The sequence below is a fragment of the Halomicronema hongdechloris C2206 genome (assembly GCF_002075285.3).
In the GTDB taxonomy this organism is placed as follows: Bacteria; Cyanobacteriota; Cyanobacteriia; order Phormidesmidales; family Phormidesmidaceae; genus Halomicronema_B; species Halomicronema_B hongdechloris.
Map to the genome: position 1 here is coordinate 2,945,862 of NZ_CP021983.2, position 24,081 is coordinate 2,969,942.

19 protein-coding genes and 3 pseudogenes are annotated in these 24,081 nt (G+C 56.1%); 13 read left to right on the forward strand and 9 right to left on the reverse strand.

Features of this window, described 5'->3' with window-relative positions; translation table 11 throughout:
• Positions 1–125: 125 nt before the first annotated feature.
• Both XM38_RS13385 and larB read right to left on the reverse strand, forming a co-directional pair.
• Entirely contained in the window at positions 126–1,346 is a 1,221-nt protein-coding gene (locus XM38_RS13385; RefSeq protein ID WP_080807716.1) for an MFS transporter, read from the reverse strand.
• Between the two features lie 134 nt (positions 1,347–1,480).
• Positions 1,481–2,267: pseudogene (larB, locus tag XM38_RS13390) on the reverse strand (nickel pincer cofactor biosynthesis protein LarB).
• A 135-nt stretch (positions 2,268–2,402) separates the two neighbouring features.
• Here larB and XM38_RS13395 point away from each other — a divergent pair.
• Positions 2,403–3,731, forward strand: a complete 1,329-nt coding sequence (locus XM38_RS13395) for a glycosyltransferase family protein (RefSeq protein ID WP_088430132.1) — start codon at positions 2,403–2,405, stop codon at positions 3,729–3,731.
• Positions 3,709–5,766, forward strand: a pseudogene (locus XM38_RS13400) (prolyl oligopeptidase family serine peptidase). Before XM38_RS13395 ends, XM38_RS13400 begins: the two are co-directional and overlap by 23 nt.
• A 15-nt stretch (positions 5,767–5,781) precedes the next feature.
• Here XM38_RS13400 and XM38_RS13405 read toward each other — a convergent pair.
• On the reverse strand, positions 5,782–7,542 hold the full coding sequence (locus XM38_RS13405; RefSeq protein ID WP_080807710.1) for a serine/threonine protein kinase: 1,761 nt from the start codon (positions 7,540–7,542) through the stop codon (positions 5,782–5,784).
• 472 nt (positions 7,543–8,014) lie between these two features.
• Here XM38_RS13405 and XM38_RS13410 point away from each other — a divergent pair, with 472 nt between their 5' ends.
• From XM38_RS13410 to XM38_RS13420, 3 genes and pseudogenes are all read left to right on the forward strand, one after another.
• Positions 8,015–9,466: an SLBB domain-containing protein gene (locus tag XM38_RS13410; protein WP_080807740.1), complete on the forward strand. Its 1,452-nt coding sequence runs from the start codon at positions 8,015–8,017 to the stop codon at positions 9,464–9,466.
• A 282-nt stretch (positions 9,467–9,748) separates the two neighbouring features.
• Positions 9,749–12,010 (forward strand): GumC family protein, encoded by a 2,262-nt coding sequence (locus tag XM38_RS13415; RefSeq protein ID WP_088430134.1) that lies wholly within the window; start codon positions 9,749–9,751, stop codon positions 12,008–12,010.
• 161 nt (positions 12,011–12,171) lie between these two features.
• Positions 12,172–12,459: pseudogene (locus tag XM38_RS13420) on the forward strand (serine/threonine protein kinase); the annotation flags it as partial.
• A gap of 9 nt (positions 12,460–12,468) precedes the next feature.
• Here the strand turns inward: XM38_RS13420 and XM38_RS13425 are convergent.
• Entirely contained in the window at positions 12,469–13,284 is an 816-nt protein-coding gene (locus XM38_RS13425; RefSeq protein ID WP_080807701.1) for an HAD family hydrolase, read from the reverse strand.
• A gap of 70 nt (positions 13,285–13,354) precedes the next feature.
• On the opposite strand from XM38_RS13425, the gene XM38_RS13430 reads away from it, so the two are divergent.
• Positions 13,355–15,016, forward strand: coding sequence for a D-Ala-D-Ala carboxypeptidase family metallohydrolase (locus tag XM38_RS13430; RefSeq protein ID WP_088430136.1), 1,662 nt, complete (start codon positions 13,355–13,357; stop codon positions 15,014–15,016).
• Between the two features lie 6 nt (positions 15,017–15,022).
• On the opposite strand, the gene XM38_RS13435 is transcribed toward XM38_RS13430, so the two are convergent.
• Positions 15,023–15,589, reverse strand: coding sequence for a DUF4231 domain-containing protein (locus tag XM38_RS13435; protein ID WP_080807700.1), 567 nt, complete (start codon positions 15,587–15,589; stop codon positions 15,023–15,025).
• Positions 15,590–15,736: 147 nt separating this feature from the next.
• Between XM38_RS13435 and XM38_RS13440 the strand changes: the two genes are divergently transcribed.
• A complete protein-coding gene (locus XM38_RS13440) occupies positions 15,737–16,171 on the forward strand; it encodes a thermonuclease family protein (RefSeq protein ID WP_080807697.1) in 435 nt (144 codons plus the stop codon).
• Positions 16,172–16,185: 14 nt separating this feature from the next.
• On the opposite strand, the gene XM38_RS13445 is transcribed toward XM38_RS13440, so the two are convergent.
• Positions 16,186–16,986, reverse strand: coding sequence for an SDR family NAD(P)-dependent oxidoreductase (locus tag XM38_RS13445; protein WP_080807693.1), 801 nt, complete (start codon positions 16,984–16,986; stop codon positions 16,186–16,188).
• Positions 16,987–17,184: 198 nt separating this feature from the next.
• Here XM38_RS13445 and XM38_RS13450 point away from each other — a divergent pair, with 198 nt between their 5' ends.
• The 4 genes from XM38_RS13450 to trhO all read left to right on the forward strand — a co-directional run bounded on the left by XM38_RS13450 (position 17,185) and on the right by trhO (position 21,554).
• The gene (locus XM38_RS13450) at positions 17,185–18,186 is read left to right on the forward strand and encodes an MBL fold metallo-hydrolase (protein WP_225889313.1); all 1,002 of its coding nucleotides are present in this window, start codon (positions 17,185–17,187) and stop codon (positions 18,184–18,186) included.
• Between the two features lie 878 nt (positions 18,187–19,064).
• A complete protein-coding gene (locus tag XM38_RS13455) occupies positions 19,065–19,778 on the forward strand; it encodes a hypothetical protein (protein WP_137455114.1) in 714 nt (237 codons plus the stop codon).
• A 5-nt stretch (positions 19,779–19,783) separates the two neighbouring features.
• Entirely contained in the window at positions 19,784–20,701 is a 918-nt protein-coding gene (locus tag XM38_RS13460) for a histone deacetylase family protein (RefSeq protein WP_225889314.1), read from the forward strand.
• A 43-nt stretch (positions 20,702–20,744) separates the two neighbouring features.
• A complete protein-coding gene (trhO, locus tag XM38_RS13465; protein WP_080807681.1) occupies positions 20,745–21,554 on the forward strand; it encodes an oxygen-dependent tRNA uridine(34) hydroxylase TrhO in 810 nt (269 codons plus the stop codon).
• Positions 21,555–21,571: 17 nt separating this feature from the next.
• Here trhO and XM38_RS13470 read toward each other — a convergent pair whose 3' ends face one another.
• Complete coding sequence (locus XM38_RS13470; protein ID WP_080807679.1) at positions 21,572–22,228, reverse strand: class I SAM-dependent methyltransferase; 657 nt, start codon at positions 22,226–22,228, stop codon at positions 21,572–21,574.
• 331 nt (positions 22,229–22,559) lie between these two features.
• Here XM38_RS13470 and XM38_RS13475 point away from each other — a divergent pair, with 331 nt between their 5' ends.
• Entirely contained in the window at positions 22,560–22,751 is a 192-nt protein-coding gene (locus XM38_RS13475; protein ID WP_080807737.1) for a hypothetical protein, read from the forward strand.
• Here the strand turns inward: XM38_RS13475 and XM38_RS13480 are convergent.
• Positions 22,744–23,109, reverse strand: a complete 366-nt coding sequence (locus tag XM38_RS13480) for a hypothetical protein (protein WP_080807676.1) — start codon at positions 23,107–23,109, stop codon at positions 22,744–22,746. The two genes, XM38_RS13475 and XM38_RS13480, sit on opposite strands and share 8 nt — an antisense overlap.
• Positions 23,103–23,675, reverse strand: a complete 573-nt coding sequence (locus XM38_RS13485; protein WP_080807673.1) for an SRPBCC family protein — start codon at positions 23,673–23,675, stop codon at positions 23,103–23,105. The genes XM38_RS13480 and XM38_RS13485 overlap by 7 nt, the downstream gene beginning before the upstream one ends.
• Positions 23,676–23,903: 228 nt before the next feature.
• Between XM38_RS13485 and XM38_RS26015 the strand changes: the two genes are divergently transcribed.
• Positions 23,904–24,080 carry a hypothetical protein gene (locus XM38_RS26015; protein ID WP_187329402.1) on the forward strand — a complete coding sequence of 59 codons (177 nt, stop codon included), beginning with the start codon at positions 23,904–23,906 and terminating at the stop codon, positions 24,078–24,080.
• Position 24,081 lies beyond the last annotated feature (1 nt).

Genomic DNA, 24,081 nt, shown 5'->3' on the forward strand with positions numbered 1-24,081 from the left:
CTTGGGCAAGCCCATCCACCTTTCGACAAGTTGCTCCTCCGGAGCCGCTGTGCAGACAGGGTATTGCCCATCCACCTGCTATCCCCTTGACGGGTACTTTATCTTCACGCGAATCCCTTACTCTCCTACTCGCCCACGCCTTCATTCCCCCCTTTCTTCAGGCTAAGAGCAAACCAGGCAGTCAGTAGGGTCAATCCGCCAGTGACCCAGAAGGGAAAGGAATAGCTGACACTGACCAGCACTCCCCCAATGGCAGGACCCAAGGCATTAGAGATGCTGAGATAGGACGAGTTTAGCCCCATTACCTGACCCTGCTCCTGGGGACCACTGCGCAGAGACAGTAGGGCATCAATTAAAGGCATCGGGAAGGAGTTGACAGCGGCAAACAAGAGTAAGCTGAGGGCAAAGAACTCAGGGATGGGGAATGTGGGCATCAGCAGAAACAGTACCCCGCGAGCGGCCAGGGTGATAGCCAGGATATTAATCAGCTTAAACCGTCGCCGCAGAGGGTCTAGGCCAAATACCTGGGTGACAAAGCCAACGATACCTACCGCGGCAAAGGCGATCGCTAGAGCCCGGGCATCCTGACCCAAGACATTCAGGAAAAACGGCTGAAAGGCAAAGGTAAAAATGGTGAAGCTGGCCCCACTGAAGAAGGTGAGCAGAAATACCCGGCCAAAGCGAGGATCGCTAACAGATCGAGTGATTTCGCCGAAGCCAAACTCTTGCCAGCTCAGCTTAAAGGCGCCCCGACGAGGCAGGGTTTCTGGTAACAGGAACAGACAGAGCAGCACGGCGATACCAGCAATGATCGCGGCCCATAGGAAGCCCATGCCTAGGGAGGAGATGCCGGGCAGAGAGGGCATGGTCTGGGCCAGGTAACTCAGGGGGGGACCTGCCACAAATCCCAGGCGGAATAAGGCACTAAAAATACCGAAGGCCCGCGGCCGTTGCTCAGGGGTGGTGGTGTCGCTAATGATGGCTCGGGCGATGGAGTTATTGCCGCCGGTGACGCCGTCCAAAATGCGAGCAGCGAATAACAGCCAGGGGACCAGGGTGACGCTGGCGATGGCGTTAGCGGCAACTGTTCCCAGCAGGCTCGCGATCAGTAGGGGTTTGCGACCCAGGCGATCCGATAGACGCCCCAGGATTGGGGTGGCAATGAACTGGGAAATGGCGTAGGCAGTGGTCAGCAGGCTGGCCTGAAAGTCGCTGAGACCAAATTCCTTGGCGTAAGGATAGATCAGCGGAATGATCAGGGTAAAGCTAACGGCATTGGTGAAGGCGACTAATGCAATTAGCCAGTACTGTAGGGGTAGCCGCGACGAGGATGGGGAGGGAGCCATAAGATCTGACGTGGGTTAATGCGATGAAATCCTCTCGTTTAGGTCTGCTGAGAGGACGCGACATACACATTACCTCCTGCCCCCTCGGCTCCATCTTTCCTGGGATCGCGTTGCTCCTATCGGCCTGACGTCTCCTAGTGACTGCCACTCTGGGATAATCGCCCAGCAGTGCGCAGAATCTGTCCAGCTAAGATGGCGGCTCCGAAGCCGTTGTCAATATTGACCACCCCAATGCCAGCGGCACAGGAGTTGAGCATGGTCAGCAAGGGGGCCAATCCGTTAAAGCTAGCCCCATAGCCAATGCTGGTGGGAACAGCAATCACAGGACAGTCTACCAGCCCGGCCACGACGCTGGGCAGGGCGCCTTCCATGCCCGCTACCACCACCAGTACATCAGCCTGATATAGGACATCTCGATGTTTTAGCAGCCGATGTAACCCGGCGATGCCCACATCCCAGAGGCGTTGCACCCGAAACCCGGAGAGTTCAGCGGTGATGGCAGCCTCTTCGGCAACGGGCAGATCGGCAGTGCCGGCACTGAGGATGCCTAGGGTGCCTGGCTGCCAGGGGACAAGATTTAGGGGCGCCAGGGCACAAATGCGGGCCGATTCGTAATAAAGGGCTTCGGGCAGATGCGATCGCACCTGCTCATACACATCCGGCTCGATCCGGGTAGCCATCACCACCGGATGACGCTGGCGCAGGGCCTGCATGATCTCAACGATCTGCCTCACGGTTTTACCCGGTCCCCACACCACTTCTGGAAAGCCCGTGCGCAAGGGAACGGTGATGATCGACCTTGGCAAACTCCGCCACCGGTTCAAAATCTAGATATTTCAGGTGCTCAAAGGCCTGACCTGGGCTCACCTGCCCCTGGGCCACAGCCTGCAGCAAACCACGCAATTTATCCGGCAAGGTCACAGTGACAACCGATAGAGAGGGCCTGTCTTAGGCTAGCGCCTTTCGTCCCATGGGGTAACAGCACCCAGACCAGGTTTTCCCGCTCCTATCTCTGGCCGTACCATAGATGATCTACCCCCGCTCCAGATATCCTCAATGGCCCCCCTCGATATCCTGATCCTCTCCAATGGTCCTGGTGAAGTGTCCACCTGGGTACGCCCGGTGGTCAAAGCCCTACGGCAAAAACTCCCCAATCACCACCAAGCTCGCATCTCCGTAGTGCTCTCTCCCTGTACCAATGCCTCCGGCCGGGAAGCTGCCATTGTTCGCAGTTATGACGAAGTCGACCGGGTCCAGGCCGCCAGCCACTTCTACCCCTTCTTGCTCTGGGGCAAAACCGCCGATAACTGGGATTGGCATTCCAGAGGCGTAGTCATCTTCCTCGGGGGAGATCAGCTCTATCCCGTTATCATTGGCAGGCGTCTGGGCTATGCCACCGTCGTCTATGCCGAATGGGAAGCACGCTGGCACCGCTGGATAGATTACTTCGCCTGCATGACCGCCAGGATTCGAGAGCGGGTAGCACCAACCCTGAGGTCCAAATTCACCGTGGTGGGAGACCTAATGGCCGATATCCATCAATCTGCCCAAGCCACCGCTACGGTACAGTCTGCTCTCAGCCTCCCCGCCAATACCGAGTTGATCGGCCTCCTGCCCGGATCTAAGGCCAATAAACTCATCCTAGGCGTCCCTCTAGCCCTAGCTACCGCCGAAGCCATCTGGCGCCGCCGTCCCCAGACCCGCTTTGTCATACCCGTGGCGCCTCATTTATCCCTGGCCCAGCTGGCTCGCTATGGCAACCCAAGCCAGAATCCATATATCGACCCTGGTCAACGGCACCCCCCAGCCACCCACCCTGATAGGAGGCAGACTCACCACGACCGCGCCTCCGCACCCCGGGGTCTTGAGGTCGATCTATGGACTCCTTTTCCTGCCTATGATCTACTCAGCAGTGCCGCCCCTGCCTCACACAACGGGGCCAACACAGCGGAGCTCGGGGCCTTAGGCATCCCCATGATCGTATTGCTGCCGACTCAAAAGCTAGATGCCATGCGAGCCTGGGATGGCATTCCTGGCCTATTGGCCAACTTACCCCTCCTGGGCAGCCCCATGGCCAAAGCCATTAATGCCCTAGCACTGCGGCAAATCCTTAGAGAAGGGCGCCTATTTGCCTGGCCCAATCTCTGGGCTGGGCGAGAAATTGTCCCAGAGCTGATCGGCCGCCTTACCCCCAACCAGATCGCCGAGCAGGCCCTGACCTGGCTGGAGCACCCCAGCAGCACCTGGATTGCAATTCAGCACGAACTCCGGTCCGTGCGGGGACAGCCTGGGGCAGCTATTAAACTGGCCGACCTAGTTTTGCAGGCAGTAAACTACCAAGAGACTTCGCCACCGAATCCCCATGTCTCTAACCTATCCCCCTAGTCCTAGCAGTGACCATGTCGATACTTATCACGGCGTAGAGATCGCCGACCCTATCGCTGGTTAGAAGACCCCAACTCACAGAGCAAACCCGCCAGTGGATTGACGCCCAGAATCAGGTCACCTTCGACTATCTGGCCCAGTTACCAGGGCGAGAGCAGATTCGTCAGCGCCTTACCGAGGCTGTGGAATTACGAGCGCTCACAGCGTTCCCTTCCAACGCGGCGGGCGCTACTTCTATTACAAAAATGACGGCTTGCAGAATCAGAGCGTGCTCTACACCTTGCCTCGGTTAGAGTCAGAGCCTAGGGTGCTGTTGGATCCCAATGCCCTCTCGGAAGATGGCACCGTTGCCCTCAGCGGCATCGCTGTCAGCGAAGATGGGACCTACCTGGCCTATGGCATCTCTACGGCCGGCTCCGATTGGGTGGACTGGAAGGTACGGCAGATCGAGACCGGTGAAGATTTAGCGGATCACCTGCAGTGGGTTAAGTTTTCTGGGGCCTCTTGGACCCATGATCACCAAGGGTTCTTCTACAGCCGCTACGACGAACCCGACGAGACCACCAAGCTTGAGGCCGTTAACTATTACCAAAAACTCTATTACCATCGGGTTGGCACTCCCCAAAGCCAAGATGAGCTGATATACCATCGTCCCGACCAGAAGGAATGGGGCTTCAGTGGCCAGGTCACCGATGATGGCCGCTATCTAATCATCTATGTCTGGCGCGGTACCGATCCCCGCAACTTGCTCTTCTATAAGGATCTGCGTCAGCCCGACAGTCCGGTCGTAGAGGTGATCTCCAAGTTTGAGGCCGAGTTTAGTGTCATCGACAACGATGGGGCTCTACTGTGGGTGCAAACTGATTGGCAAGCCCCCCGGGGCCGGATAGTGGCCATCGACCTCGATCACCCCCAACCAGAGCAGTGGCAAGAGCTGATCCCAGAGACGACCCAGACGCTGCAGAGCGTCAGTATCTTGAATCACCAGTTTGTGGCCGTTTATTTACAGGATGCCTATAACACTGTGCGCAGCTTCGATCTCAGCGGCCAGTTTATTCGAGATCTGGCCCTGCCAGGTATCGGTTCGGTCGGGGGTTTTGACGGTCGACGGCGAGATACGGAAACGTTTTATGGCTTCACTAGCTTCACCGCACCGACGACGATCTACCGCTACGATTTGACCACGGGAGCCAGCGAGTTATTTCGTCAGCCCCAGATAGCCTTTAATCCGGCAGATTACACCACTGAGCAGGTGTTTTACACCAGCCAGGATGGCACCCGCATTCCCATGTTTATTACCCGCAAGCGGGGGACAGAGCCCCATGGCCAAACCCCCACCCTACTCTACGGCTATGGAGGCTTTAGCATTTCCCTAACACCTACCTTTTCAGTCAGTAATCTAGTGTGGTTAGAGTTAGGCGGCATTTATGCCGTGCCTAATTTGCGTGGCGGCGGCGAGTATGGAGAAGAGTGGCATCGGGCCGGCACTAAGCTTCAGAAACAGACCGTTTTTGATGATTTCATTGCCGCTGCCGAATGGTTGATTGCAGCTGGCTATACCCGTTCTCAAACGCTGGCCATCATGGGCGGTAGCAATGGTGGATTGCTGGTAGGGGCTTGCATGACCCAGCGTCCGGATCTTTTCGCAGCGGTGCTACCGGCAGTGGGGGTGATGGATATGCTCCGGTTCAATCAGTTCACTATCGGCTGGGCCTGGGAATCTGACTATGGCTCTCCCCAGGATTCAGAGGAATTTAAGGCCCTCTATAGCTATTCGCCGCTGCATAATCTACAACCGGGAACGGCCTATCCCGCCACCTTGATTACAACGGCCGACCACGACGACCGGGTAGTACCGGCCCACAGTTTTAAGTTTGCAGCAGCGTTGCAGGCAGCTCAGGGAGGAGAGGCTCCTGTCTTGATTCGCATTGAGACTCAGGCTGGCCATGGGGCCGGTAAACCCACCACCAAGGTGATTGAGGAAGTAGCTGACAAATGGGCTTTCTTAGCAGCCAACCTGAAGATGCCTCTCTAAGATACCTCTCTAAACCTAGGGCCGGATCAGATGACGGTGGGTGCGTTGCTGATGAGCGATGATTCGGGCTCGACGCAGCGGCTCTTGTATCAGGTGGGTACCCAGGCTAAGGCTGAGCAGGGTCAGCAAGGCCAGGATTTCTGGCCGCATCAGACCGATGGTTAACCCTAAACTGAGGCTACAGCCCAGGGCCATGGTTAAGAGGGCCAAGCGGATGGCAAATCCTGGACTCAGATAGCGGTTGATCAGGGCCTCTACAGTCATCCCCAGGGCAATGCCTGCAATCCAGCCACTGGCTAGGCCAACGCCACCGCCTAGCAAGATCTCCGTCAGGCTGCCACCGATGGCTCCAGCCATCGACCAAGCCACTAGGAAAGTGATCAGCCCCACCCCACCGCCAGCGATGATACTGGCATTGGCGCTGATGGTTGCTCCCGTAGTGGCCAAGGTCCAACCGGCGATCTCAAAGCCTGCGGCAGTGCCTGCGGCAGTGCCAAAGCTAGCCAGGGCTAGGTTGCCGTCCACCGCTAAAGGATTGCCCACAAACCAATACACGCCACGATACAAAAACAAGGCAAATAGAAACAGGAGGCTGAGGGACTGCCAATAGGTCTGGCTTTTTTGCGCCAGGACTGAGGCGGTGCGGACTTGCAGGGGTAGGGTATAGGCCTCGGGCAGGGCATTGCTGGTTAAGCGCAAGGTGCGCTCATAGAGGCGATCTGGCATCAATCGACCGACGTCTACAGTAATCTGACAGTCGATGCGGTTGCCGGCAAAGCTGGCTGGCTGAACGCTAATCCAGGGATGCCGTTGGAGGTCCGACGGCCCATCGCTGGGGTGGGGCTCTATGGTCCAGGTGCCCTGCAACGTGGTCTCGGGAATGGGGTTATGAATATGTAGAGAATGGGTTAACGTTTGACGGCTCTGGGTAGCTGCCAGTTGGATGGTGGCTGTGCTGAGATGCACTTTGGGAGAATAAATCGCACAGTTGGGGACGGCCTCTAAAGCGGTGACAGCGTTGCTATATCGATCCTTCAGCCGAGGTTCTACCAGCCGCTCTAGCCAATTGATCCAGGGCCGATTCACGGTGGGTAAGAGATGCTTAAACTTGACTCGATAGCTGATGTCGACCAGATCACCAATGGCGTCGGGCTGAGTCTTGGTCAACAGACAGACCAGGGTCATGCCCAGGCCATAGAGATCAGAGGCTTCGGTTAGGGCCCGGTTGAAGAGCTGCTCGGGTGGCATGAACCCCAGGGTACCCTTGACGACGCTGCTAACCCCCACTTCTCCGTCGCCGATGCGGGCAAAGCCAAAGTCCACTAGATATACCCGCAAGTGATCGTCTACCAGAATGTTGTCGGGTTTGATATCGCGATGGATCACAGGGGGAAATCGCGATTGCAGGTAGACCAGAATTTCCAGCAGTGCGATCGCAAGTTGTCTCACCTCCGCCGGGCCGAAACTACGGGTGGCACTCAGGGGGCGGGCCTGCTTATATTCCTGCACCATGCAAAAGCCGTTATCGGTCTGGAAGCTATCTAGATAGCGAGGAATGCCAGGATGGTTGAGGGAGCGTAACACCTCAATTTCCCGTTCATGGGCCTCTAGATCTGACCAGGCTGTGGTTTGGGCAAATTGGAACTGCTTAATCACTACCTCGGTGCAGTGGTTGCAGTCTTGGGCTAGGTATGTCACCCGGCCACCGGCTCGATTACAGCCAAGCACATCCGTCAGGGTATACCCGTAGGGGGTGAAATCAGGGAAATCGGTCATAGTTTAGTCGCAGGAATTTAGGTGATGCTCCCCAAGGACAAACGAGATCAACATTGACGACTCTATAAGACAGATCACTCCGTAAAAATTACTAAAAGAATAGCCTGTCCTCGATTTTTGCGCCGTCGATTCATAAACCCTTTAAATTTAGACGCCGGACTGCCAGCAAGACGACAACCGATGCCCTGAAGCAGACACTCTCAACACCGGCACAAAAAGTTTTCGCAAATCTTTGGCAAATTTCTCGGAGACGATGCGATCGCATCAGTAGTATCGAAGGAAGATTAACTGTGTTTTTAATCCTGTTGCCCCTGGCATTAGCCATAGCAACCGCTGCAAAGGCTGTGCGGTTGCAGACCAGTCTCTCCCCTTAGACCCGGCAGTTGAGCGATGAGCCGTGTCCTAGGCTGACTGGTGAACGCTGTATCAGCATCGCAATTAAGGCTTAATTAAGGCTTAGCAAATGGCCCGGATGACTTCTTACCGACTCTTTCCCCCCCAGCTCATGTCCCCCCTGGCAGGGCTAACCCTGTTGACTTTTGTTGCTGTATCATTGCCGGCAACGGCCAGCCTGCCTAGCCAGCGAGCTACCCCACCGCCGCCGCCACCATCGACCCTTGAGTCAGCCTATCGTCTGGGGGCAGGCGACCGGATCCGCATCGATATCTTTCGGGTGCCGCAGTATAGCGGTGAGCACGACCTGCTAGTAGATGGGTCCATCAATTTGCCCGTCGCCGGCAGCGTTGATCTAGCCGGCCTCACCCTCGACCAAGCCTCTGAGGCCATTGCCATTGCCTACAGCAACATTCTGCGTCGTCCCCGCATCACGGTTTCCCTGGTCACTCCACGGCCGCTGCGCATCGGGATTGCCGGTGAAGTTACCGAACCTGGTTCCTACACCCTCAACAGCGGCGAGACACCTACCATCACCGCATTACTAGAGGCTGCCGGCGGGCTGACTCAAATGGCAGATTTGCGGCAAGTGCAAATCTATCGATCCCAACGGTTTGGCCCCAATCAAATTATTAATGTTAACCTGTGGCAGCTATTACAAACCGGGGACTTGCGCTACGACGTTACCCTACGGGATGGAGATACGGTAAGGGTGCCCACCGCCGCATCCCTCAATCTAGCCGAAGCCCTGCAAATGTCTACCGCCAGCTTTGCCTCCAATGAGAGTCGCCCCCTGAATGTCGCCGTCGTCGGCGAGGTCTTTCGCCCCGGTCCTTATACTGTCACCGGCACCGCTCGCACTGGGGCCGCAGGCGTGCCTGGCGGTGGTGGCGGCACCGCGATTCCCCCTACCGTCACCCGGGCCATTCAGGTGGCGGGGGGGATTCGTCCCATGGCCAACATTCGCGACATTCAAATTCGTCGCCAAACCCGCACCGCCGGTGAACAAACCATCGCCGTCAACCTGTGGCAACTGCTGCAGACCGGGGACTTAACCCAAGATATTGTCCTGCAGGAAGGCGACACGGTGATTGTGCCAACTGCTACCGCCATCGACGAAGAGGAAGCGGCTCAAATTGCTGCTGCTAGCTTCTCGCCGGACACGGTGAAAGTTAACGTCGTCGGAGAAGTGGGTCGACCCGGCATCATCGAGGTGGCGCCCAATACCCCCTTGAATCAGGCCTTACTGGCCGCCGGTGGGTTCAACAATCGCGCCAGCCGGGGCGAGGTTGATCTGGTTCGCTTGAATCCAGATGGCACCGTTGAGCAGCGGGAGATTCCAGTTGATTTTACCCAGGGACTTGACGACGAAACTAATCCACCGATACGGAACAACGATGTCATTATTGTGGGGCGCTCTACCCCCGCCACCATCGGCGACACCTTAGACACCATTGCTCGTCCCATCAGCAGTGCCATCTCCCTGTTTACGATTCCCTTAACCCTGTTGCGTTTATTTGAATCGTTTTAGTGATAGGGCTCTCTGTGCCGATGCTTTCTTCCATGCCATTAGACGCCATACCAGCAAGAATCCTCGAACCCTGTGGCGCTTACAGGGACCGTCAATTGTCGAGTCCAGCTAGAGACCTGGGCATTTCTACCAGTCACTCTCTAGGTCTGAACTTAGATCAGGTTTGTCACGTACTCCCAGGGATATGCTGTGGTTGCCCAAGGGTCTATATGCCACTATTAACCCATAGGGGGTGTCGACTATCGCCGTTAGCCAGTAGGGTCTAGTCAGGTAACTACTTCCATGAATGCTGATTCATCACTACCAGTCACTGCTGAAAAATCCTTTTTGCCCAATCGCTCTGACGATGAGGGGGGAATAGATTTAGGGCAAATCATCGACGCCATTCGACGGCGGCTGCTACTAGTAGCAGGGGTGACTACGGTAGTAGCTTCGGCAGCGGTGCTGAAAGCCTTAACGGACACCCCCATCTATGAGGCGAGCTTTGAGATTCTGACCAATCCAGTCACCCTGGAAACCCGCATCATTTCTGCGGCCAACCCGCAAACATTAAGTAACCAACAGGATGTGGTGGCCGTATCCGTAGATGAAGCCAAACTCAAAATCCTCAAGAGTCCTAAGGTCATTGATCCAGTCGTCGAAGAATTGCAGGAGACGTTCCCGGCCATAGACTATGGAGATGTCGCCCGCGGGTTGACAGTTCAGCCCACGTCCCAAGACATTCTGACTGTCACCTATCAGCATCCGGATCCAGCGGTGGTGACAGCTGTGCTGGATGTGGTTGAAGATGCTTTCCTGCAGTTCAGCCTAGAGGAGCGCCAACGGGACATTCTACGCGGGATTGATTTCGTCGATGAGCAACTACCCCAGTTGCGATCGCGTGTCGATGCCTTACAGTCTCAACTCGAAGCACTACGGCGGCAGTACAATCTGATTGATCCAGAAGCTCAGGGGCAGCAACTAACCCAACAAATCAGCAGTTTTTCCCAAGAGCGCCTCGACATTCGGGTACAGCTCAACGAAGCCAAGCTGCTGTACGACAATTTAGATCAACAACTGGACCAGCAGGGAGAGCTCGCGGCCGCTTCATTGCTGAATGAAAATCCCCGGTACCAGAGCCTACTGGATAAGCTCCTAGAAATCGATACCCAACTCGCCGAAGATTCGGTGCTTTTCATGGGAGAGAGTCCTGAAATCCAGTATTTACGGGAGCAGCGGCAACAGCTCTTACCCCTGTTAGCCCAGGAAGGGCAACGGACAGAACGGCAGTTAGTGTCAATGATTCGGGAACTGGAAACCCGCGATCAAGCTCTGGGGCAGGCCATTGATCAGCTCAACCAGCGCATGAAAGTGTTGTCATCGGTAGCCCGACGCTACAGCGATATTCAGCGGGAATTGCAAATTGCCACCGAAAACCTCAACCAGTTCCTGTCTAAGCGAGAAGCCCTCCGCATCGATGCGGCCCAGCGGCAAACGCCCTGGGAATTGCTGAGTCAACCCGGTAATCCGCGGGCCTCTGCCGCCAGCGTGAAGCGCAACTTACTGTTGGGCAGCGTCTTGGGCGTGCTTCTAGGCATTGGGGCAGCCTTGCTGATAGATCGCCTCAGCAGTGTGATCTACACCCCGAAAGAGCTGAAATCCCTGAGCAAGTTACCGTTGCTGGGGGTCATTCCCTTCAACGAATATCTAGAGCGCTACGGCCCTGCAGCCAGTGTAGCTACCCGTCTGCGTCAGGCTGGGTACATTCTCAACATCACCAACAAAGCAGACGAACAGGAGCAAAGCCAGGCCTCTACCCCATTTATTGAATCGTTCCGCTCCCTCTATGCCAGTCTGCGGTTACTCAATCCCGATCGCTCTTTGACCTCTTTGACAGTGAGCTCGGCTACTCCCGGTGCCGGTAAGACAACGGTATGTCTCCACTTGGGACAGGCGGCAGCAGCCATGGGGCGGCGAGTATTACTCGTGGATACAGATTTACGCCGTCCCAGTTTGCACAAGAAAATTGGCATGAAAAACGCCAAAGGCCTGACTGATTATATTGCCTCTCCGGAACTCTCCATTGAAGAGGTGACTCAGCCAGTTCCCCTGGATGACAATCTCTCTATCATCACGGCTGGCTCTCTACCACCAGATCCCACGAAGGTGTTGTCCTCTCGTCGCATGGAGGAATTCATCGGCATGGTCAACCAGCAGTTTGATTTGGTCATTTACGATACGCCACCGTTGCTGGGCTTTGCCGATGCCTTTTTAACCGGGGTTCACAGCAATGGCTTTCTCATGGTGGTGGGCTTGGGTAAGGTGAAGCGCACCGTCTTCCAGCAGGCCCTAGAAGACTTGAAAGTGTCGATGATTCCGGTGTTGGGGCTGGTAGCCAATGGAGCGAAAGAGGACCAGATGGCCTCATCCTACAGTTATTATCAGTACTATACCCAAGACGAGGCACTCCCATCCCAAACCAATGGCGCATTGAAAACGGAACCGGCGGGATTGCTTAAGTCCCTCAAGGATTTGCCGATTGTGAAGTCCATGACCAAGAAGTGAGTCAGGGCACCCATAATTCTTGAGACAATTCATGGCTCTAGTGGACTCAGAAGTCGGGCGCTAAGGGAAATTTGAGTATTTGACGGCAGCCATGACTCGGTTCAAGATGAGCGTAGTAGCTCTCTATAGCCTGGCTGCAAGCCATACAGGGCAGACCTTATATCGATCGGGCTTTAGACTATGCCCGCAGTCGTGGCCTCTGTCCCCATGATGTCCACGGGCGCAATGTGATGATGCAGAATGGGCGCGGACTCGTGGTGGATGTGTCGGATTTCTTGCATGAAGAAGCCTGTTCTGCCTGGCGCGATTTAAAGCGGGCCTATTATTGGCTGTATCTTCCAGTATTGTCACGGGTACGGCTGCGGGTGCCCTACTGGATGCTGGATGTGGTGCGGGTTAGCTATCGCCTCTGGCGCCGGCTCCCCCGGTGGCGACAATTACCTCAATAGATTAAGGGGTTAGGGGTGATGGGCCTGGGCCAGGAGCTGTTGGACCAGTTCACAAAAGCCTGCCGCCTCTGCTGCAGTGGTGAGATAGGTGGGTAGGTGGGTCATGGGATGGCCCCCAGGGGCCAGTCTGCGACCATCGCAATAGTGGGCCACATTGGCGACGCCCACAGAGTAAGGAAAATAGGCGGTATCAAACAGACTCTGGTCATTGGGGCTATCGCCTACGGTCAGCACCTGCTCTGGACTCAGGTCCGGGAAATATCGCCGCAGTACCGTCTGTAGTCCAGGGGCCTTGTCCTGATGGGGCAGCTTCAGGTGGCACTGGACGGTGCTGTAGGTAAAGCCCCAACCCTGGTGTGCACAGGTCGCTTGCAGGGATGTCAAGGTGTCAGGGCTAAGGCCGGCCACATCGAAGGTCCAATCACTGAGGCGAAACCGGTTGTCGCTAGACTCTCGTAGCTGGGGGTATTGCCCCTGCAGCTGGGCAAAGAGTTGGGCCAGCTGTTGCCGATGAGCAGTGATATCCCTTAGGTCTACCAAGGGCTGAAGCTGCAGATCTGGTTTAGCCATATACAGCCCCCCATTTTCTGCGATCGCACCTGCCACCGGTAGATAAGACACCAATCCCTGCACCCAGCCCACCGAACGCCCCGTGACGATTAAAACCGCTAGTCCTGCCGCCTGCAACTCTATCAACGCCTGTAATAGCCCCGGTGTCAACTGCCCGGCCTGGGTCAACGTCCCATCCATGTCGGTGGCGATCAGACGAATATGGCGGCGGGTTTGGATAAATTCAGAAGTGGTTAAAGACTGCAATCGGGCCATGGAAAGTGAGGAATTAGGTTTCTCCCATCCTCTACACTGAGTGGATACTGTGACAAGGTATCTCCTGGGTATGGCGACCCTTTTACCCGATCAACGCAACGACTACTATCTGAGCGAAGCAGCTCGAGTAGGGATTCATAAGCCAATTTTGGCGGCCCTGTATGCTGTCCACGGCCAACCTCAACTGCCCGACGGCGAACTGGGCTTAGGCATCTATCCAGTTAACCGAGTCGGCCCCGATCAGGTCAACACCTTTCCAGAGCAAGTGCAATACGCTGCCAATACCGTGCGTAGCCTCACCGATAGCCTCACCGCTGAGGGGTGGCAAGGCCGCGACCTCTGGAATGCTAGCGAAAGCCGCTATAGCGATCGGCTGTTGCGTACCCTGGCCGCAGGCTATCGTCCCCCTGCCAGCGACACCAGTGCTGCCCTGTTAGAGGCCAGCGATTTCAATACCCTCAAAGACGCCTATCTAGCTGACATCGTCTACGACTACGAGGCAGACCAACTGCCCCATAATCCAGCCCATCTGGATAAAGCCCTATTGGCCTTTGCTGAGCGGGTTCCCCCCCATTACGGCCGCTTAGGGTTTCAACGCCAGGCCCTGCTGGAAGCGGTTCGCCTCTGGCGCAAACTCGATAGCCATGAGGCTGTGCTCGAGGCCCTAGAGATCTCTGAACCCGTGAGTCAGGCGGACGAAACCGCCCTGGACCAAGCCCTGGTTAATTTCGTGCAGGGGGCGGTGCGCTATTACTCCGGCTATCCCTATCAACGGGAAGCCCTATTACGCCTAGTCCAGCTCTGGCGCCAGATGGACTCGCGGGAGGAGACGATTCAGTGGCTGGCTAGCCACGATCCCCACGCCCACGAAGCCAATCTGCACATCATCGATCCGGCCTTGATTGCCTTCGTGCAGCACCTACCCGGTCAATATAAAGGCCAGGGCGATCAGCGCTTTGCCCTGACCGAAGCCTATCGTCTCTGGCAGCAGCTGGCCTCTCGAGCAATGGCCCTGGAAAGCCTGGGAGTCGATCCCCGCACCGTTGTCCAGCAGGCCGACGACAAAACCGCCCTGACGGAGACAGCGGCTCAGATTGATCAGGGGTTACTGGCCTTTATCAAGTCAGTGCCACAGACCTACCAGGAAACCGAGACCCAGCGCGAAGCCCTGATCCGCCTGGTGCAAATTTGGCGTCGCCTAGAGGGTCGCATTCCCACTCTGCAAGCTCTATGCGACGATCTGCGCCGTATGGAACGGGCCCAGCGCCATGCGGTGGAGGCCATGCCTGCTCCAGAGGCTGCTCCCCAGCCCCCTCGCCCCCCCCGGTGGACCCCGGAGAATGTACAACTGGCCGCTTCGATTGTTCCCAATGGGAATTTCACCTGGGCCGAGGCCACCCATGGTGGTACCCGCCTACCCCCCAACCAAGCCACCATCGACGCCATGGTCCGCATTGCTGCATTGGCTCAACAGGCTCGCGATCGCATCGGTCGTCCCTTTAAGGTCACCAGTTGGTATCGCCCCCCCGAGATCAACGCTCGGGTCGGTGGCGCTTCCCAGAGTCGCCATATCATCGGCGATGCCATCGACTTCTACTGCGACGGCCTCAGCGGCAACCAACTATACTGGGCCCTCGATCCCTGGTGGCCTGGCGGCTTGGGCCGCTACCGCCGCTTTCCCTATCTGGCCCATCTAGATGCCCGCGGCTATCGAGCTCGCTGGACCCACTAAGCCCGACTACGTCTGCTCCCTTGGCAGCTTACTCTGCTTCTGCTGGGATTTCTGAGTCTTATCCTGCTGCGCAATCTGGGTGACGTAGATTTCCACATCCCGCTGGATCAATTCTTCAATCTGATCGGTGAAGTCGTCGAAGGCAGCCTTGCAGGTATCGTAGTCACTGTACTGACCGCTCAATTGAGAAAACTGCCAACCGTGGGTCTTCAGGGACTCCACCGTGCGCCGGTAGTGATACCAGCGTTCACCATAGTGGAAGAACTCTTCAATGGCGGCACTGACGGCAACCACTCCACTAAGACCGATGGCCAGATATTTCTTCACCTGGCTAGCCCGGGGATTGGTGAATTCTAGGCCTAGCAAGATCGGCACAATGATGCCCAGGGTGATGGCAGTGAGCCGCAGGCGGTAGTACCAGTCGCGGCAGAAGGCCGCCTTCTTTTCCATCCAGATCACCTGATCCAGCCAACGCGATCGCAAATAATGCCGTTGAATATCGTCTAAATTCAGGGCGTCAAAGAGTTGTTTAAAGTCTTGTTTAAGAAAATCAGCATAGGTTTGTTTGGCCATGAACCCCCTCCAGGTAAAAGACGTGAGGAATGCATTGAGGCAGACAATCCTTCACCCACCCCCCCAGATTATCTGACAGTAGCACCGGAGCCAGCCCAAGCAAGGGGAACGAATCTGCTATAAGGGAAAGGTGCTCAAGGAAATACTATGGCGCTGCCTCGACACTCCTTCCATCTGAACGTCATCAAAGACGGGGATACCCTGATTGCCAGTGGTAACAATATCACCGAATCGGTCCGACTCTATGGCATCGACTGTCCAGAACTGGCTCAAGCTCCCTATGGCGAGGCCGCCCGCCAGCGCATTCAAAAACTCCTAGAGCCCTACGACACCATTGAGGTGATTGAGGTCGACCGCGATCGCCATGGCCGATTAGTGGGAGAAGTGTGGGTAGAAGACGGTTGCATCAACACGCAACTGTTAGCTGAAGGCCATGCTGTCGCCTATGGGCGCCATCTCAAAGGGGAATTTCGAGATCGCTACGTCCAGGCCGAAGCCATTGCCCGCAAGGCTCGCCTCAACTTTTGGCAGCAGCCCCGGCCGGAGATGCCCTGGGATTATCGACAACGTCATCCCCACTGAATCGTTGCCAAAACCTAGGCATCGAGAATATGACTGAGCCAGGGGACAAGGCCCGGAGTAAATCGCTGTAGTCGTTGTACTATCGGTCCAACGCGGTCGGGAAAGACCTGTCGCTGGTTGCGCTGAATGGCACGAATGGTGGCTCGAATTACCGAGGCCGGTTCGCTCACTAGCCAATCTGGCAGGGCTGCCATGGAGCCCGCCAAGCTACCATAGCGGGGAGACTGCAGAATTGGGGTACGACTAAAGCCAGGATATACGGCAGTCACCTGCACTCGGTATGGGGCCAACTCCCTGGCCAGCCCTTGGCTAAACCCTCGCAAGCCAAATTTGCTGGCGGCGTAAGGCACCAACCCAGGCGGGGCAATCCATCCAGCCAAGGAGGACAGGTTAACAATATGGCCCCGACGACGCTGCACCATGACATTGGCAAACAGAGCGCTTAGTCGCATCGGAGCCAACAAATTCACCTGCATCAACTGCTCCCATTGCTCAGCGGGCACTTCATCCAAGCGTCCTACGCAACCTCGGCCAGCATTATTGATCAACACATCGACGGGGTATCCCAGGCCCTGGATCTGCTGGTAAAGGCTGTCACAGCCGTCGCGACTAGCCAGATCAGCCGTCAAACAAGCCAGAATCTTGCCTGGGGAAACACTGTGACTGAGAATAGCCGCTTGTTGCTCCAGGGTGGGACCATGGATATCGGTAAGAATCAGTTGGCCATCAAGGGCTAGCAATTGCCGACAAAATTCCTGGCCAAAGCCACCGCTGGCACCAGTAATCAGGATGAAGGCTTGTTGCAGCTGGGTCATAGCACCTGAATCTTGAGAAGTGGATAGTCTGGGCAGCAGCGGCTATAGCCATGAGCCTAGCACGGCTGTGGGCAATGAATGGGGTCATTTGTCAATCGATGCGGTCTATCGTATCGGTGCTCCCCTGCCATTGTCAGAGGCTGACGCCCATAGTAAAACTGAAGACTATCGATGCAGGCAAATTCGCCCACCCCAATCATGATGAATCAACTCCGTCGCTGGGCAATTGGCTGGTTGGTGGCCCTGATCACCCTAGCTGCTATTGTCGGGTTGCAGACCCAGACCCCGGCTCAAGCACCATCAGAGCTCACTCTCAATCGGGCTGGACTTACCCTAGAAGAGTTAGCCGACGGTGTATACGGTCTCATTGCCAGCACCGACTTTCCCCCCAGTGATCCTGCCATGGCCATTTGCAATGGTGGCATTGTCATTGGCTCCGACGGGGTATTGGTGATCGACCCCTTCCAAACCGAGGAGTTGGCTAATTTGCTATTTGCCACCGTAGCCAACCTGACAGATCAACCGATTCGCTATGTGGTCAATACCCATTATCACTTCGATCACTCTGGTGGCAACGCCGCTGCCAAGGCCTTGGACCTACCTATTCTGGGGCGAGGACCGATTCGAGAGTTTATGCTAAGCCGCAACTTGGAGATGGATCCTAACGCCACCCCGCCTGAGGTGATTGTGAATGGTGCTGGAGAACTGTGGTTAGGGGAGCGGCAGATACAGCTGACCGAGTTTGATGGTCACTCTGGCGGCACTGATTTAGTGATCTATATTCCCGATGCCGATGTGCTGATGGCGGGTGACTTGCTGTTCAGCCAACGGCTACCTTACCTGGGCGATGGCAACATTCGGGTGTGGCAGCAGACCCTAGAGCACTTGGCTGTCGATTATGATACGGCTACGATTCTGCCAGGCCACGGTCCTGTTAGCGATCGCACCCACCTAACCACCTTAAAGGACTATCTGGAGCAGCTTGAGACCTGGGCCATGACTTGGGAAGCTGCTGGACTTTCCCAAGCAGAGGCCATCGAGCAGACTCCCCTGCCCGACACCTATAGCGACTACCTCTTCCAGGCATTATTTCCTGGCAATTTAGAAGTGGCCTATCAACAAATCACCCTGGGCCATGATGATGCCGCCGCCATTGAGCGCTATTTCCAGGCCCAAGCCCCAGCACTGCAAGCTCTGTAGGCGAGGAGAGTGGATGGGGGGATGAGTAGCGGTGGATCGCGATCAGGCCACGCTTAATCTCACAGGTTAAGCGGGCCAGGCAGGGCAAACTTGATGGTGCCTGAGGCAGACATAACCTCCCGTCGGGTGACATTTCCCCGGCTCTCTATGACCAGGGCGTTCCGCTTGTGGTGTTCGCAAAGCGGCTCCGCAGGAGCAACCTGTCGAACCACCGCCCTAGACCCCGCGGAAGGGCTTGTCGGTTAGGAGCGAGGGACCACGATAAGACCACGCTTAATCTCACCAAGCAAGGATCTCACCCGAGGGGATTTCGTTCCCCTCGGACTCCGACGACCAGGGCGTTCCGCCGCCCTGGACCTGCGGAAGGGCTTGTCGTTTAGGAGCAATAGATCGCGTCGCATCGGCAAGGTAGCGAGGGGCTTTTTTCCCTTTCCCCAACCCCTACTTCCACAAGGGGAGCTGGAATATTCACTCACTCAAAAATTCAAAACTCATCAACCCGTGGATCCTTCCCTTGCCACACATTGCTTACCCAGTTTGAGCAGCACGGCCCACGCTACTTCTCTTTACTCGTCACTCGTCACTCATCACTCTTTACTCTCCGTTCTTCGCTCTCCGTCCTCCGTCCTCCCCATCACCCCATCACCCCATCACCCCATCTACGTTCTCCGCTCTCCGTCCTCCGTCCTCCCCATCACCCCATCACCCCATTACCCCATTACCCCATCTCCGTTCTCCGTTCTCCGTTCTCCGTTCTCCGCTCTCCGTTCTCCGCTCTCCGTCCTCCGTCCTCCATTCTCCCCATCTCCCCAACACCCCCACTGGCACCGTGAGGAGTAAGCGCCTAAAATGGGCCATATCTATAGCGTTATCGTTCCATGAGTCGGTCATCGTCCCATTTTCCCGACGCCTTACCCCTGTTTGCAGATACACCTCCTACATCCTGGAGCCATTCCCTCAAGGGTTGGCTGTGGCGTCACCGGTTACTGGTGGTGTTGACGGCTGTCTGGCTGGGATTGATTGGGGTGGCCACCTTGGCTTATAGCGAATTGCTGTTTACGGGCCGCACCCTTCAAGCCAATAGGCCAGCGCCGCAGTCGGCAGCCATCTCCGAGCCTTCCCTACCGTCATCGTCTCCAGACCCATCATCTACGGCTCCCATGACAATGGAGACAGCGACGATTCCTTGGTGGTCTATGGCGGCCCTAGTTGGAACCTGCGCCCTGGGATGCCTGACAATCTCGAAACGGTTGCAAGCGCCACCCAGGACTCGGCAACGCCGTCGGCGCTCGTCCCGTCGCCCCTCCCGGCGACCAACGGTGCCAACTGTGAAGCGGCTACAACCTAGGACAGGAGAGGAACCTCTAGTGAGTTCTGAAGCAACCCCTCCCCAAGCTGGAACTAAGCCTTCCTCCCCCGCCGGGCAACAAGGGGCTAGCCCTGCCACCACGGCTGCCACCTCTTCCCCAGGATCGACGTCGGCTGCTGTCACAGTGGTACCAGCCGATCATCCCCATCCTTTAGATGTGCCAGATAGCTTGGTGCATGATCTCGATTTGCGCCAGCGTCGTCCCCTCTCTTCCCTGCTGTAGGCCCCTTGAGCCATCTGCCCGTTGTCTATCATCCTCAGTATGTAGCGCCCTTGCCTACTGGCCATCGATTTCCCATGGCTAAGTTTGGCGGCCTTTATCATCACTTGCTGCAAGAGCGAGTAATTGAGCCAACTCAGGTCTATCAACCAGGGGCACCTCCCTTGGAGTGGCTCACCTTGGTTCATGGAGTAGGTTATGTCACGGCCTACTGCCAGGGCCACCTTGAAGCCAAGGCCCAACGTCGTATCGGTCTACCCTGGAGCCCTGACTTGGTGCAACGCACCTGCGCGGTTGTCGGCGGCACCATTTTGACGGCGAAATTGGCTTTACGCCATGGTCTGGCTTGTAATACTGCTGGCGGTACCCACCACGCCTTCCCCGACTACGGTACGGGGTTTTGTATTTTTAACGACTTGGCTGTAGCTGCCCGAGTGCTACTGCAGCAAGCCCTGGTGCAGCAGGTGTTGATCATCGACCTAGATGTGCATCAGGGGGATGGCACCGCCTGGATTTTTAACCAAGACCCTCGGGTCTTTACGTTCTCCATGCACTGCGCCGTCAATTTTCCCGGGACGAAGCAACTCAGCGATCTAGATGTGCCCTTGCCAGCGGGCATGCAGGATGATGCTTACTTAAAGACATTGATGGATTACTTGCCCAGTCTGTTGCAGCAGGTAAATCCTGATCTGGTGCTCTACGATGCCGGGGTGGATACTCACCAAGCCGACCGGCTGGGTAAATTGGCCATGTCTGATGCTGGGATTTATCGGCGCGATCACTGTGTGCTCAAGACTTGTGCTCGGGCTGGCTATCCAGTGGCTTGTGTGATCGGTGGGGGTTACGGTGATGACATGGAGGCGTTGATCTGGCGACATTCCTTGGTGCATCGAGCGGCCACGGCGGTGTTTCGTGAATTGATTTAGTGGGTTGCTATACTAGGGCTCCGATATTGACTGCAACGTGTCCATGGCTTTCATCGTCGCGACCTTCTACAAATTTGTACCTTTATCAAATACGCAGGAATTGCGATCGCACCTCCTGTCTTGGGGCCAAGCCCTTAACCTGCGCGGCACCATTTGCTTAGCCCCCGAGGGCATCAATGGCACCCTAGCCGGAGACCAGCCTGCCATCGACCAGATGCTGCATCAGCTACGGCAGCATCCTGTCCTAGCAGACATCACCCCGCGGACAGCTACAACCCCTACCCTGCCCTTTGAGCGGTTCAAAGTGAAGCTAAAGCCAGAAATCGTCACCCTAGGGCGACCCGAGGTCAATCCTATCCAGCAAGTGGGCACCTATGTCTCTCCCCAAGACTGGAACGCCCTGATCAGCGATCCCGAGGTGCTAGTGCTCGACACCCGCAACCACTATGAAGTCAGCATTGGTAGTTTTCAGGGGGCAATTAACCCTGCAACCGATCGTTTTCGCGAGTTTCCTGCCTACGTTGCCCAACTCAACCCCACCGTCCATAAACGCGTGGCCATGTTTTGTACCGGCGGTATCCGCTGCGAAAAAGCCTCTGCCTACCTGCTACAACAGGGATTTGAACAGGTCTATCACCTGCAAGGGGGTATCCTCAACTACCTAGAGACCATCCCAGAAACCGAGAGCCTGTGGCAAGGGGAATGCTTCGTCTTCGATGACCGCGTCGCCGTGGGCCATGGATTACAGCCTGGTATCCACCAGATGTGCCAGGGCTGCGGTCATCCCGTTAGTCCTGAGGACCAGGCCTCGCCTCAATACCTGCCAGGTCACTGGTGTCCCCACTGCTTGTGATGAGCGTAGCCGAACTACTATCGCTTCAAGGCCAAGGTCAGTCCGTCGGCAATGGGCACTAAGCTTAAGTCAACCCGATCGTCTTCGTAAAGGGCTTGATTAAAGGCCCGAATCGCTTCAGTCTGAGCATCTTTCACCGTATCATCTGCCACACGCCCCGACCAGAGCACGTTATCGATGGTCATCAGCCCCCCGGGTCGCAACAGCTGCAAAGTGCGCTCATAGTAGGCCAAATAATTACGCTTGTCGGCATCAATGAAGGCAAAATCAAAGCGTGTCCCTTCAACCAGCAGCTGATCTAAGGTCTCCAGGGCTGGTGCCAAGCGCAGGTCAATCTTGTCGGCCACCCCGGCTTGCTGCCAATGGCGGCGGGCGATAGCCGTGTAGTCTTCACTGATATCACAGGCCACGAGCTTACCCTCTGGGGGCAGGGCCAAGGCCACAGCCAAGGCGCTATAGCCGGTGAATACACCCACCTCCAGGGTCCATTTGGCCCCCATCAGTCGCACCAGCAGAGCCATAAACTGCCCCTGCTCAGGGGAGATTTGCATCTGGGCCATGGGCTGGTTGGCTGTTTCCTGCCGCAGCCGGGCCAGGCTTTCCGGTTCTCGCAGGGAATGGTCTAACAGGTAAGTGTATAACGACTCATCTAAATTCAGGGTCTTGCGGGTCATGGGGAATGTGCAGTGCTCCTGCATGCATTATCGTCCGATTTACCTGCTATACCTAGAAACGAGTCCGTAATACCGAGTTCAGCCCCAGCTCGATCGGTTTTCCCTCTAGGTAACCCTTCGAATCTAGACTTAGACAAGTTTTACGGAATTCCTGGTTGCCAGGGTGTGGCAGATAATGGGTAGGTCACCGCTAACCCGGCGTGGCCGGTGGCCATAGCCAACATCATCACCCGTGAAGGCAATTCAGTGCCAGGTAGCCCCTAGCTTTAGGCGCCTCGTGCAGGCTGCCTACGCTATCCAGTTACATATGATCACCCTGGGAGGTAGCTCCATGTCTGAGAGCTCTGTAGTCCAGATTTCAGCGGTTACAGGCTGGATCATCGGCATCAGCCATGTCAAAGATAGCGGTTACCAGTGCTGGGTAATCAATCCCGATCTCGATGTGCTCAGCGATGGTACCCTCTACAGCACTAGCAGTGCCGCCATGTCAGCCGGAAGAGCGTTTGTAGAACGCTTCAGTTAGGGGCCTGGGCCAGAAACTCCGGCACCGGCAGCAGATGAGTATAGAGCAGCGCTGCCACCACCAGCGTGTAGGCGGTAGAACTCCCCAGGCTAATCAGCAGATCACGGCGCCAGTTGGCCTGACGTTGGCTGAAGAAGAGATCGACAGCGCCCCATTGCATCATCACAATGCCCAACACATTGGAGAGCCAGTAGCCCACTACCGTAGCTGCCCAGAACCAGTCAGGCTGTCCCCAGGTGACGACATAGGCAAAGCCATAGGCAATCGGCAGGTTAAAAAATAAGTCATTCCACCAAGACAAGGGCGAGAGCATATAGCCCACCCCCATGACGAGGCTGCCTTTGAGTCTTTTCAACACGAACGACACAGTACCCGTCGCATCTGTTCCATATTGCCAGGTAAATCGTGACGCATGGCTTGCTCTACCAAAAAACCGGGCACTGGAATCAGGGGAGTGGCCTGAACTGAATAGGTCAGCAGGGTGCCTCCTTGACAGTCTTGCAAGGTCAGATCAGCGGCGAAGTCGGTGAAGCTGCCCCGTTCAAACCGAAATTGAATGCGCCGGTGCAGGGTTTCGAAGACGTTTAGATAGATTTCCACTTGGGCGTTCATCATCAAGAAGGCTTTGCGGCCCACTTGGTAGAGGCGACGGCAGCCCTGGCTGCCACGATGATGGCTGGCTAGGAGCTCGCTGTGGACAATGTTGGGGAAATACTGGGTCCAGCGGCTGTAGTGGGTTAATTGCTCCCACAGATGCGATCGCATCAAAGGCACATACATTTGAGCCGTCACCGCCTTGCCAGCTTCGGTATAGCCATATGTATCTACCACAATCTGCCCCCTTAGTAGCGCCTGTAGACAATGATCACTGGGATGAGGCACATCAACCAGTAGATGGGGGGGACGCTCTAAAGCCAGTACCATAGGCGAGGTCACTCCAGACAATTCAGGGTGGGGAAAGGCATATTCCCGCTTGACTACTGGCTATTATGGCTAGTCCATGTGGCAAAACTATGAGCTAACCGCCCTCTGGCCGTAAAGCTTCCGTGAATTCTACGACATTCTTAGGAATTCAGGGCCTATGCCACAATAGGGATGCTGCTCACCACGGTGGGTTGCCACCTGTTTAGGGTCCCCTTTGTCATATCCCCGATGTCATCGCGCCGTCCTGAAACCCAACTCTTCATCGTCCTAGCAGTGCTCACCCTAGCCGTGTGGGTTCTGCGTGGCCTCACTATTTTGGCCTTCTTGCCTGGCATTATTCTGTGGCTGCTGCTACTGACCTCCATCGCTACTGGCATCGTCAGCAGTTGGCGGTCCATGCACTAAG